The organism is Polynucleobacter sp. AP-RePozz3-80-G7 (assembly GCF_018882145.1).
Taxonomy (GTDB): domain Bacteria; phylum Pseudomonadota; class Gammaproteobacteria; order Burkholderiales; family Burkholderiaceae; genus Polynucleobacter.
Map to the genome: position 1 here is coordinate 140,454 of NZ_JACVPC010000002.1, position 11,558 is coordinate 152,011.

11 protein-coding genes are annotated in these 11,558 nt (G+C 45.4%); 7 read left to right on the top strand and 4 right to left on the bottom strand.

The genetic code is table 11. The features are described 5' to 3' along the window. Window positions 1–5: 5 nt before the first annotated feature. From ICE90_RS06115 to ICE90_RS06145, 7 genes are all read left to right on the top strand, one after another. Window positions 6–572: a 5'-methylthioadenosine nucleosidase gene (locus ICE90_RS06115; protein ID WP_216191496.1), complete on the top strand. Its 567-nt coding sequence runs from the start codon at window positions 6–8 to the stop codon at window positions 570–572. Between the two features lie 152 nt (window positions 573–724). Beyond that, entirely contained in the window at window positions 725–1,213 is a 489-nt protein-coding gene (locus ICE90_RS06120) for a MarR family winged helix-turn-helix transcriptional regulator (RefSeq protein ID WP_216191498.1), read from the top strand. Beyond that, entirely contained in the window at window positions 1,210–2,688 is a 1,479-nt protein-coding gene (locus ICE90_RS06125) for an efflux transporter outer membrane subunit (protein ID WP_216191500.1), read from the top strand. The genes ICE90_RS06120 and ICE90_RS06125 overlap by 4 nt, the downstream gene beginning before the upstream one ends. Window positions 2,689–2,708: 20 nt before the next feature. Further along, on the top strand, window positions 2,709–3,677 hold the full coding sequence (locus ICE90_RS06130; protein ID WP_216191502.1) for an efflux RND transporter periplasmic adaptor subunit: 969 nt from the start codon (window positions 2,709–2,711) through the stop codon (window positions 3,675–3,677). A gap of 9 nt (window positions 3,678–3,686) precedes the next feature. After that, window positions 3,687–5,219, top strand: coding sequence for a DHA2 family efflux MFS transporter permease subunit (locus ICE90_RS06135; protein WP_216191504.1), 1,533 nt, complete (start codon window positions 3,687–3,689; stop codon window positions 5,217–5,219). A 117-nt stretch (window positions 5,220–5,336) separates the two neighbouring features. After that, the gene (locus ICE90_RS06140) at window positions 5,337–6,497 is read left to right on the top strand and encodes an alkane 1-monooxygenase (RefSeq protein ID WP_216191506.1); all 1,161 of its coding nucleotides are present in this window, start codon (window positions 5,337–5,339) and stop codon (window positions 6,495–6,497) included. After that, window positions 6,494–8,092, top strand: coding sequence for a GMC family oxidoreductase (locus tag ICE90_RS06145; protein ID WP_216191508.1), 1,599 nt, complete (start codon window positions 6,494–6,496; stop codon window positions 8,090–8,092). Before ICE90_RS06140 ends, ICE90_RS06145 begins: the two co-directional genes overlap by 4 nt. Here ICE90_RS06145 and ICE90_RS06150 read toward each other — a convergent pair. From ICE90_RS06150 to ICE90_RS06165, 4 genes are read right to left on the bottom strand one after another with little or no spacing between them, the layout of a single operon-like run. Further along, window positions 8,089–8,853 (bottom strand): enoyl-CoA hydratase, encoded by a 765-nt coding sequence (locus ICE90_RS06150; protein ID WP_216191510.1) that lies wholly within the window; start codon window positions 8,851–8,853, stop codon window positions 8,089–8,091. The two genes, ICE90_RS06145 and ICE90_RS06150, sit on opposite strands and share 4 nt — an antisense overlap. Before the next feature lie 5 nt (window positions 8,854–8,858). Then, on the bottom strand, window positions 8,859–9,839 hold the full coding sequence (locus ICE90_RS06155; protein ID WP_216191512.1) for a nitronate monooxygenase family protein: 981 nt from the start codon (window positions 9,837–9,839) through the stop codon (window positions 8,859–8,861). Window positions 9,840–9,860: 21 nt separating this feature from the next. After that, window positions 9,861–10,316 carry a DUF2147 domain-containing protein gene (locus ICE90_RS06160; protein ID WP_076023259.1) on the bottom strand — a complete coding sequence of 152 codons (456 nt, stop codon included), beginning with the start codon at window positions 10,314–10,316 and terminating at the stop codon, window positions 9,861–9,863. Between the two features lie 31 nt (window positions 10,317–10,347). Then, complete coding sequence (locus ICE90_RS06165) at window positions 10,348–11,544, bottom strand: acetyl-CoA C-acyltransferase (RefSeq protein ID WP_216191514.1); 1,197 nt, start codon at window positions 11,542–11,544, stop codon at window positions 10,348–10,350. Between the last annotated feature and the right edge of the window lie 14 nt (window positions 11,545–11,558).

The window sequence follows — 11,558 nt, forward strand, 5'->3', positions numbered from 1 at the left end:
CCAATATGAAAACAGAACTTCTTATTATTACCGCATTAGAGTCCGAGCTCAAGCGTGAAGCTCTGCCAAGTGGGGTGGAAATTGTTTATTCAGGCGTTGGCAAAATTAATGCTGCCATAACCAGCATCAAAGCCATTCACCAATACTCACCAAAGAGAATATTGAATTTCGGTACCGCAGGGAAAATCAAAACAGAATTACAGGGTCTACTAGAAATCGGTAAGGTCATTCAGCGCGATATGGATGCTGAGCCACTAGCACCCCGCGGCAGCACTCCTTTTTGCGCTAGACCACAAGAGTATGTATCTACCGGAAGATTTATCTGTGGCTCTGGTGATAGCTTTGTGACGGCATCCGATCCTTGGTTGCATAGCCAAGGTGTTGATGTTGTTGATATGGAGCTATTTGCAATTGCTGCGATTGCACATGATCATCAAATACCTTGGCAATCATTTAAATACATCACCGATGAAGCTAATGAAGACTCTGGGGAAGACTGGCATGCGAAAGTTCATCTCGGCCAAGAACTCTTTTTGGCGGCTTTAAGTCAGGCTCTTGCTAACGATTCCTAGTTACCTTATTCCTTAATTTGAGCCCAAAATCACCCTAAAAGCATCTAAGTAAGGTTTTTTTACCCTCATCAAGCTTGTGGTGATTTCTGCTGAGTCGCACCGGCAAAATAAGTTCTTGTGTTATAAAATTCATTGACTAGTCAATTAGTTTTATGAAAAATACCAGCCCTTCACCATCCTCTTTCTACACCCCAGATAATTACCGCCCTCAGGGGAGTGTGGCTTATTTGGTGTTGCGTAACAAATCAAGCTATCAACGCCTAGGTGATTTGAGGCTGGCAGATCTTGGTATTACTGCAGCGCAGATGAGCGTGTTGCTCCTCGTTTCACATTCTGAAGCGGCTACGATTTCTTCCTTATCGCAAGCGTTAGGAGTTAATGCCGCAGCAACAGTGCGCGTGGTTCAAAAACTGGAAAAGATGAAACTCATACAAAAAGAGCCCTCCAAAAAGGACGGACGTGTAATTGGCCTATCGCTCACTGCTGACGGAAAGAAGGCGGCAATATCGATTCCACCACTGTGGTGCGATCTATTAAATCAGTCATTAAATGGCTTTACGCAAAAAGAATTTGATCAATTGCGCGATTTCTTATTGCGAATTGAAAAAAATAATTTACAGCAACTTGAGGTGAGCTCATGAGGCGCTTAGCTTGGGTACGTAGCGTAGTCCTAGTGACGTCCATAGGCTCTCTCCTATCGGCTTGTGCCTTTTTTCCTAGGCAGGCGTTGCCTGAGCAAGCTGCGAAATCCATTGATGTGCTTGAGCCAAAGCTGGCTACACAAACCAATAGCAATAACAGCAGTACTAATCCTATTGAAGATGCATGGTGGACGGCATTTGGCGATCCCCAGTTAAATCAATTGATTCAACTGGGGCTTAAGCAGTCTCCTAGCTTGGATACATCAGGCGCAAGGATAGCGGCAGCCCAAGCGATGTTAGAGAGTGAAAGGGCGGCATTTATTCCTCAGGTAAGTGTTGGAGGTCAGGTTGATCGACAACAACTTTCACAGAATTATATTTTTGTGCCTGGCATGCCTATTTACACTGGATACGGACTAGCCAATGCTTCACTGAGTTGGTCTTTGGATATTTGGGGAAAGCAAAAGAAGTATTTTGATGCCGCCAAGAATCAGGTACTTGTTGCTCAAGCAAATTACAAAGCCTCAGAACTTCTTCTCTCGACAACGATTGTGCGCGTTTATTTTGACTATGACCATATGGTTCAGGCTCGAGCACTCTATGCGAGGGAGCTTGAGGTCAGAAAGAATTTACTGCGTATTGCCATTGACCGCCAGCACGCAGGTCTAGTTGATGCGTTGACAGTAAATCAGCGCAAGGTAGAATTAGAGTCTGCTCAAGCTAATGTAAATCAGTCTAATTTGAGTGTGAAGATGATGCAGCATCAACTTGCTGCTTTGGTTCAAGAGGGCCCATCCTGGGGTGAATCGCTCAAGGCCCCATCGATTCAGGCAACCAATCTTAGTCTCCCCGAAGTTATCCCATCCGATCTATTGGAGCGCAGGCCTGATTTACAGGCATTGTTAAGTCAGATTGATGTAGCAAAGCTGCAATTAGAAGGTGCAAAGTTAGAGTACTTGCCGGACGTGAATCTTGCAGGTTTCATCGGAGTTCAATCATTTGGCTTATCCCAACTTTTTTCTAGCAGAAGTCAGCAATTTAGTATCGGCCCTGCGATAAATCTGCCAATCTTTGATGGCGGCGTAATTGATGCCAACGTAACTGGCAAAGAAGCCAATCGAAACCAAGCGATTGCCTCATATCAGGAGCAACTAGTACAAGCTTTGCGAGAGGTTGCCGATAGCATTGGATCTGTGAAGAATACACAGGCTAATTATGAGGGCTTCGCTAATGCCGAGATAAACGCCAAAAGAAATTTTGAAATTACGCGCAGTAGAAGCGAGGTTGGAATCGCCTCCAAAGAAGCGTCTTTAACTGCGGAGCAGGCTTATCTGTTGCAGGGGCAAAACTATGCAGATGCTAAATCCAAACTGTTAACTGCCAATGTGGTGCTGGTTCAGGCCTTAGGCGGATCTTATCTTCAGTCTAAATCTGAATCTAGAACTCAAGCGAAATTAAGCGGACAAACTCAATAAGTATTTCACTCGGAATATCCATGGACACTACTACAAACAATGGCGGTTTTAATCGACCAAAAGCTTTCAAGATCTTTTTCGCGATCCTGGTTGGCGTCTTTCTTCTAGGACTGCTGTACTGGCTTATTTTTAGCCGTAATTCAGAATCTACTGATGATGCATATGTAGCAGGTTCTCAGATTCAGGTTGTATCCCAAATAGAAGGCGCGATTGCTACTGTCAATGTTTCTGAAACCCAATCTGTCGAGGAGGGCCAAACACTCTTTAGGGTTGACCCTACAGAAGTACTGATTGCATCTGAAAAAGCAGACATTGATTTGCGCAATGCGAATGCAGATTACCAAAAGCGTAAGGTCTTACAGGGCGATGCCAGTGTGTCAAAAGAGGAGCTGGAACACTCTCAGTTGGCCTTGCTAAAGGCGATGGCTAATGCCCGCCAAGCCTACATCAATCTGCTTCGAGTCGATGTTCAAAGTCCAGCTAAAGCCACAATAGCAAAGCGGTATGCTCAAGTTGGCCAGCGTGTAGCTCCAGGCACTCAACTGGCAATGATGGTTGCGGGCGATCAGATTTGGGTTGATGCGAATTTTAAAGAAGATCAGCTTAAAAATATTCGCATTGGACAGTCGGTGAAATTGGAATCTGATATCTACGGAGGCAAGATGGAATTTCATGGCAAGGTAGTTGGCTTTGCCCCTGGAACAGGTTCCACTTTAGCTCTTTTGCCACCTCAGAATGCCACAGGAAATTGGGTAAAAGTAGTGCAGCGCTTACCTGTGAGAATCGCGCTGGATAGTAATGAGTTAAGTAAGCACCCCTTAAATATTGGCTTATCAATGAATGTTAAAGTCGATACTAGTGATCGCGATGGTAGTTCACTACAGGCGATGGATAAAGGTCCCATTAGTGACACTACTATTTATCAAAAGCAATTTGATAAAGCTGAGCGCCATATTCAGTCTCTATTGACGAACTCTAAGAAGCCATAATTAGCCCTTATGAGTGCGCCTGAGCTAGAGCCTCTTAAGGGATATAAGCTGGTACTTGGAACCTTGGCTTTTGCCTTGGGATCCTTTATGAACGTTCTTGATATGTCCATTGCAAACGTTGCTTTACCAACGATTGCAGGAGATTTTGCTATTAGCCCAACTCAAGGGACCTGGGTCATTACTTCCTACGCAGTTAGCGAAGCTATCTTTTTGCCATTAACCGGCTTTCTAGCCAAGAGAATTGGCGAGGTACGTCAGTTTATCTTTGCCACAATACTTTTTACGATAGCTTCAATGCTGTGTGGGTTGGCGCCATCCTTCGAGGTGCTGGTCATCTCGCGCATCTTGCAAGGCATTGTTGGCGCTTCAATGATTCCGCTTTCCCAAACCTTGATCATGAAATGTTATCCGCCAGCAAAGCGGGGTATGGCATTGGGTATTTGGGCGACAACTACCATAGTGGCGCCTGTATTAGGACCCTTAATTGGTGGCTGGCTTACCGATAATTTGGTGTGGCGTTGGGCTTTCTATATCAATTTGCCATTTGGCATTTTGGTTGCTGTGATGGTTTACTGGTTGTATGGCGCTCCAAAGCCTGAGTCCTCTAAAGAGAAAATTGATCTTATTGGCATAGCGCTACTAGTTGCTGCTGTCGCCTCGATGCAAATTGCACTTGATAAGGGTAGTGAATTAGATTGGTTGTCATCATCATTCATTGCAACTTTAGCAACGATCTCCTTTATCTCTTGGGTCGCCTTTGTTCTCTGGGAGTTGGGGGCAGAGCACCCCATTGTGGATTTGCGCTTATTTAGGCTGGTGAACTTTCGTACCTCTGCCATCTGCTTGGGGATAGGATCTTTTGCCTTTTACATCTACATTGTGATCGGCCCTTTATGGCTGCAAACCCAATTGGGCTATACCGCATTTAACTCTGGCAAGGTCATGGCAATCACTGGAGTATTGGCTTTATTTTGTGGCCCTTTATTTGGGGCCAATATCCATCGTATTGACGCGAGAATCATTGCCACTATTGGATTTGCCGCCATGGCAATTGGGTGCTGGATGGCTGCCGGCTTTACAACTGGCGTCGATGAAAAAACACTGATGTTTGCTCGCCTCATTATGGGTGTGGGTATTGCAGGATTCTTCATGCCAATGTCTGCAATTTCTATGTCGCAGCTCAGGGGGAGTCAAATTGCTTCTGGTACGGGTATCTCTAACTTTTTAAGAAACGTGGGTGCCAGTGTAGGAACAGCGGTTGCCACTACGCTCTGGCAGGACAATGCGATTAGACAGCATGAGAACCTCATGAGCAATATTCAGACGGGGAATCTTGCATACCAACAATTGATGGAAACAACTGCCAAACTCGGCATGACAGAAATGCAGCGATATGCCTTAGTTGATAACTTGGTTACCTCTCAGGCCTACATGCTTTCAACCAATCAGCTAATGCTATTGGCAGGACTCATTTTGGTGGCGCTGATGCCCCTAATCTGGTTATCTAAACCTCCATTCGGATCGGCCCTTATCGGTCACTAATGAGGCTTTAATGGCGCTCCATCATTAGGGATTTCACTAAGGTACTCTGAGCATGGCGCCTAAAAATGCAGGCTATCAAATCAAGAAATTTTTTTGAGTGGAGGCTAAGATGTGGTTATGAACGGCATAACAACAATCCAAGGTCCAGAGTGGAATGATAAGCGCTGGCTTTGGTTATTGAGCCCAACCATTCCATTTGCTTTTACCGCCTCTATTCTGGCATTCGTATTGACCGGTCATTGGCTCTATTTGCTTTTTGCCCCAGCCATCATTCATATCGCCATCCCTATCTTAGATCTGACTTTTGGTGAAGACTTTAGCAATCCTCCGGAATCCGCTGTCGAGAGCTTAAATAAAGATTTCTTTTATCGCGCGCTGGTTTGGCTTTATGTTCCCTTTCAGCTCATTGGCACAGTCTATGGAACTTGGCTGGCAGCGACTCAGTCTTTAGATTGGTATGCCTACATCGCCTTAGTATTTACTGTGGGATCTACCAATGGTATTGGCATTGGAACTGCTCATGAGTTAGGGCATAAACAAGAGTCCGTAGATCGCTGGCTTTCTAAATTGGCATTAGCCTCCAGTATGTATGGCCACTTCTTTGTGGAACATAACCGCGGCCATCATAAGCGGGTGGCAACACCAGAGGATCCTGCTAGCGCCCGTATGGGGGAAAGTTTTTGGGCATTTCTGCCGCGTACTGTATTGGGCAGCCTAATTTCCGCATGGGAATTAGAGCGAGAACGCTTAAAAAGAAAAGGGAGGGTCGTTTGGAGTATTCAGAATGAAAATCTCCAAGCTTGGTCTCTCACGATTCTCTTGTACGGTGCTCTCATATTTTGGTTGGGATGGGCAGCGCTAATCTTTCTTGTCCTTCAGGGCATCTACGCTGCCTCGATGTTGGAAGTTGTGAACTATGTAGAGCACTACGGTCTGTTACGTCAAAAAGATCAAAATGGTGGGTACGTGCGCTGTGCACCAGAGCACTCTTGGAACAGTAACCATATAGTCGGAAATATTTTGTTGTATCACCTACAGCGCCATTCTGATCATCATGCTCATCCAACTAGACGTTATCAAGCATTACGTCATTTTGGAGAGGCTCCTCAATTGCCAGGTGGTTATGCATCCATGATTACCTTGGCGTATTGCCCGCCCCTCTGGTTTGCCTTAATGGACAGACGGGTAGTGCGCCATTACGCTGGGGATATGAGCAAAATCAATATACAGCCTTCAGCTAGATCAAAGCTGATGAATCACTGGAGTAATCAACAATGAAGTCTCAGGCCTTTGATTACATTGTCGTAGGTGGTGGGTCTGCTGGTAGTGTGATGGCAGGACGACTTAGCGAGGATGCCGGCACTAGCGTTGTATTGCTGGAGGCTGGCGGTAATGGTGATAGCTGGGTCGTTAAAACGCCTGCGGCTGCCGTAGCTATGTTACCCACATCAATCAATAACTATGCCTTTCAAACGGTACCCCAGAAGGGCTTAAACGGCCGTCGAGGATATCAGCCCAGAGGAAAGTGTTTAGGTGGCTCTTCGGCGATTAATGCCATGATTTACACCAGAGGGCATCGCTCTGATTACGATCACTGGGCAGCGCTTGGCAATATAGGCTGGTCATATGACGAGCTACTTCCTTACTTTAAGAAAAGCGAAAACAACACCACAATTCAGAATTCCTTCCACGGTATTGATGGCCCTTTATCTGTATCAAATCTGCAGTCACATAATCCTTTTCAGCAAATCTATTTGAATGCAGCCAAGGAAGCCGGATTTCCGGTTACGGAAGACTTCAATGGTGCTGAGCAAGAGGGTTTAGGGATTTATCAAGTTACCCATAAAAATGGTGAGCGCTGGAGTGCAGCGCGTGGCTATTTACACCCCCATATGGGTAAACGAAAAAATTTAAATGTGCAAACTGGTATTCAGGTTGAGTGTATTTTGTTCGAAGGTAAGCGCGCTGTGGGCGTGAGCTATATGCAGGGTGGTAAACAGCACATCATGCGCGCTAACAAAGAAGTTATTCTGTGTGCAGGCGCCTTCCATTCCCCACAATTACTCATGGTTTCAGGGGTGGGGCCTGCTCAAGAGTTAAAGAAATTCGATATACCAGTTATCCATGATTTGCCTGGTGTAGGTCAAAATCTTCAAGACCATCCAGACTTTATTTTTGGCTATTCAGCAGATAGCCTTGATCTGATCGGCATTTCTTTAGGTGGTGCGGTTAAATTGACTGGTGAAATTATCAAGTATGTTCGTTCACGCGAAGGTATGATTGCCACCAACTTTGCAGAGGCGGGCGGCTTCCTCAAAACAGATCCCAGTCTTGAGGCGCCAGATGTGCAATTGCATTTTGTAGTTAGCTTAGTGGAAGATCATGCTCGTAAATTACATATGGCCCATGGCTATTCGTGTCATGTATGCGTTCTGAGGCCTAAGAGCCGTGGGCAGATTACGCTAGCTAGTAACAGTATGCAAGACGCACCATTAATTGATCCAGCTTTTTTGGCTGAAGAAGAGGATTTGGAAACCCTAGTTAAAGGTTATAAGCTGACCAAACAACTAATGGATGCCCCCTCGTTTACTAAGATACGCAAAAAAGATGTCTTTACACCTAATGTAAAAACAGATGATGACATTCGGAAGATTATTCGGGAGCGGGCTGATACGGTCTATCACCCAGTGGGCACCTGCAAGATGGGCCATGATGCAATGGCAGTAGTTGATGCAAACTTAAAAGTTCATGGCATGGAGGGGCTAAGGGTGGTTGATGGCTCGATCATGCCAACCCTAATCGGAGGCAATACTAATGCTCCCATCATTGCTATCGCTGAAAAAGCAGTAGACCTGATCCGAGCAGGTCGCTAATCTAGCCCATCAAAATTGGGGGTGCGCTTTTCTAAAAAGGAGGTCAGCGCTTCTTTTGCTGCTGGACTATGGAGTCTATCGATGAAGTGCTTGCCTTCAATATCAATTTGATTGAGTACTGCAGCCTTAAGTTCACCCTCTTTTAACAAAGACTTCGTTCTTGAGACTGATCCGGAGGATAAGGTAGTTAGTTTTTTGGCTCTCTGCTCCGCATAAGGTAGTGCAGATGGTTCTGAAATTACTTTGTTTACAAATCCAATTTGATGGGCTTCATCAGCGCTGATGGGTTCACCAAAAAGCAATATTTCTGAAGCCTTTTGATGGCCCACGAGGCGTGGTAGCAATAAAGAGACGGCACCTTCTGGAACCAAGCCCAAGGAAACGAAAGGAAATATAAAACGAGCATTCTTCTGCGCGTATACCAAATCGCAATGAAACAGTAATGTTGCCCCAATGCCAACCGCAACTCCATCAACTGCTGCGATTAAAGGCTTAGTTAGTCCTGCTAGCGCCTTTAACAAATTAATGGGTGGCGCATCTTCATGTGTAATCGGCGATTGCATGAAATCCACAATATCGTTACCTGCTGAAAAGGCATTGCCAGCCCCAGAGATCAACATCACCTTCACTTGAGGGTTTTGATCTCCATCAAAGAGTATCTGTGTAAGTTCACGATACATTGCATTAGTAAATGCGTTCTTTTTCTCAGAACGGTTCAGTAATATCTTCAGAATCCCGTCAGACAGATGGTGATTAATCATGTGATCTACGCTGCACCTTTAAGCAAAATTGCTTTAGTTTGATCATATTCAACTTTTAATCGAGCAACAAACTGCGCTGTAGGCGTAACTGCTTTTACGGCGCCAATACCTTGACCACAGCCCCAAATATCTTTCCAGGCTTTCTGGGCTGCGCCACCAAAATTCATTTTGCTCGGATCGCTTTCTGGAAGATTATCTGGATCCAAGCCAGCATTGCGAATAGAGGGTGCTAAATAGTTCCCAGAAACACCAGTAAAAAGGTTGCTCAAGATAATGTCATCTGAGTTGCAATCAACCACTGCTTGCTTATAGGCCTCACTTGCACGCGCTTCTTCAGTGGCAATAAATGCAGAGCCAATATACGCATAGTCAGCGCCTATGGCCTGGGCTGCTAAAACTGCACCGCCAGTAGCAATGGAGCCACTCAGTACTAATGGTCCTTTAAACCATTCCCGAATTTCCTGAATTAATGCAAAAGGACTTTTAATGCCGGCATGTCCACCAGCACCAGCTGCAACTGCAATTAAGCCATCAACACCTTTTTCTATCGCCTTTTTAGCAAAAGCATTATTGATGATGTCATGCAATACGATTCCGCCATAGCTATGTGCGGCAGTATTAATTTCTTCGCGTGCACCAAGGGAGGTAATGATGATGGGTACTTTGTATTTGACGCATAGCGCCATATCATGTTCAAGACGATCGTTGCTCTTGTGCACAATTTGATTAATGGCAAAAGGTGCGGCTGGCTTATCCGGGTGTTCTCTGTTGTATTCCGCTAAGGCAGTAGTAATTTCAATCAACCATTCTTCAAGCTGTTCAGCAGGTCTGGCATTGAGGGCTGGCATAGAGCCAATCACACCCGCTTTGCACTGGGCAATCACTAATTTAGGATTGCTGATAATAAAAAGTGGGGCTGCAATGACGGGTAAATTACCATCCGCCAAATGTTTGCGTAGAACTTCTGGAAGAGGTTGATTGCTCATATTTTTTAAATGATCTGTAGATTACTGCTCAGCTTTGTACCAAACTTGGGTGCGACCTAATAATGGAATGCCAATATAGCCGCGGACATCCATCTTTTTGCCATCTTCAGTTGCAACCTTAACTTTGTAGGTTTCGCCATTCTTTGGGTCTAAGATTTTTCCATCTGACCAAGTACCCGACCCATCTTGCTTAAGATCACTCATGATTTTCATGCCAATGAGAGGCTTATCTTTACGATCATCTTTGCACAGATTGCAATAAACTAGCGGCGTTTCGCCTGGGGCTGGGAATGTTTTGATGATGGTGCCCTGTAAAAACCCATTGGCCTCTTCAATCTTAATTAAGGAAGCCGGTTGATTGGTTTTATCGTCAATTGTTTTCCAAACCCCAATAGCTGGATCGGTAGCTTGAGCATACGTATTGCCAGCAATCAGACCAAGAATACAGGCCGATAGAATGATTTGTTTTTTTAACATTCTGATGTCTCCTATTTTTGATAAAAGCTGATTAGCAACGCTCAAATATTCCAGCAGCGCCCATACCGGTACCAACGCACATCGTCACCATGGCATGTTTAAGATTGCGTCTCTGTAGGGCATGAATCGCTGTTGCAGCTCTGATGGCGCCTGTTGCGCCCAAAGGATGACCAAGAGCAATGGCGCTACCCAAAGGATTGACTTTGCTTTGATCCAAACCAAGATCTCGAATGACCGCTAAAGACTGGGCTGCAAACGCTTCGTTTAACTCGATCCAGTCCAAATCCTGCAAATTGAGTCCAGCCAGTTTTAACGCAGCTGGAATAGCCTCTTTAGGGCCGATGCCCATAATCTCCGGGGCAACGCCTTTGACGGCAAAACTTACAAAACGTGCCAAAGGAGTGAGGCCAAAGGTCTTGATCGCTTTTTCACTGGCTAAGATGAGTGCGCCAACACCATCAGAGGTTTGTGAGCTATTGCCAGCGGTTACGCTACCTCTAGCGGCGAATGGAGATTTGAGTTTCGCTAATCCTTCAAGCGAGGTATCGATCCGTGGGCCTTCGTCTTTCAAAAATTCACGCCACTGTATATCCACTTGGCCTTTATCCAGATTCATCGAGCGATGGGCAACCTTGACGGGAAAGATTTCAGAGTTAAATTCACCGGCGGCTTGTGCGGCCATAGCCTTTTGATGAGAATCAAATGCAAAAGCATCTTGATCTTCGCGACTGATCTTCCATTGTTGCGCAACTTTCTCGGCGGTTAAGCCCATACCGTAAGCAATACCAATGTTTTCATCGGCCATAAAGATTTCTGGTGACATCGATGGAGAGTTGCCACCCATGGGAACCATACTCATTGACTCAACACCGCCAGCAATCATCACATCCGCCTCGCCAACCCGAATGCGGTCAGCTGCCATAGCAATGGCATTTAACCCAGACGAGCAGAAACGGTTGACAGTAATACCGCCAATAGTATTTGGTAGCCCACCTAGGAGTAAACCAATGCGGGCCACATTCAATCCTTGTTGACCTTCTGGCATGGCACAGCCAATAATGGCATCCTCAATAGCTTTGGGATCTAGGGTGGGTACTTGCGTCAGAATATGTTGCAAGGCGTTGCCAAGTAAGTCATCCGGACGAGTATTTTTTAATGCACCTCGCCCAGATCTACCAACGGCACTGCGAGTGGCAGCAACGATATATGCGTCTTGAATATTTTTCATAGTGATATCTCGGT

Bases quoted from the DNA above. Each gene is read 5' to 3' on its own strand.
- ICE90_RS06150 (WP_216191510.1), bottom strand. From the start codon at position 8,853: ATGATTAATCACCATCTGTCTGACGGGATTCTGAAGATATTACTGAAC.
- ICE90_RS06130 (WP_216191502.1), top strand. From the start codon at position 2,709: ATGGACACTACTACAAACAATGGCGGTTTTAATCGACCAAAAGCTTTC.
- ICE90_RS06120 (WP_216191498.1), top strand. From the start codon at position 725: ATGAAAAATACCAGCCCTTCACCATCCTCTTTCTACACCCCAGATAAT.
- ICE90_RS06140 (WP_216191506.1), top strand. From the start codon at position 5,337: ATGAACGGCATAACAACAATCCAAGGTCCAGAGTGGAATGATAAGCGC.
- ICE90_RS06125 (WP_216191500.1), top strand. From the start codon at position 1,210: ATGAGGCGCTTAGCTTGGGTACGTAGCGTAGTCCTAGTGACGTCCATA.
- ICE90_RS06115 (WP_216191496.1), top strand. From the start codon at position 6: ATGAAAACAGAACTTCTTATTATTACCGCATTAGAGTCCGAGCTCAAG.
- ICE90_RS06135 (WP_216191504.1), top strand. From the start codon at position 3,687: ATGAGTGCGCCTGAGCTAGAGCCTCTTAAGGGATATAAGCTGGTACTT.
- ICE90_RS06165 (WP_216191514.1), bottom strand. From the start codon at position 11,544: ATGAAAAATATTCAAGACGCATATATCGTTGCTGCCACTCGCAGTGCC.
- ICE90_RS06160 (WP_076023259.1), bottom strand. From the start codon at position 10,316: ATGTTAAAAAAACAAATCATTCTATCGGCCTGTATTCTTGGTCTGATT.
- ICE90_RS06155 (WP_216191512.1), bottom strand. From the start codon at position 9,839: ATGAGCAATCAACCTCTTCCAGAAGTTCTACGCAAACATTTGGCGGAT.
- ICE90_RS06145 (WP_216191508.1), top strand. From the start codon at position 6,494: ATGAAGTCTCAGGCCTTTGATTACATTGTCGTAGGTGGTGGGTCTGCT.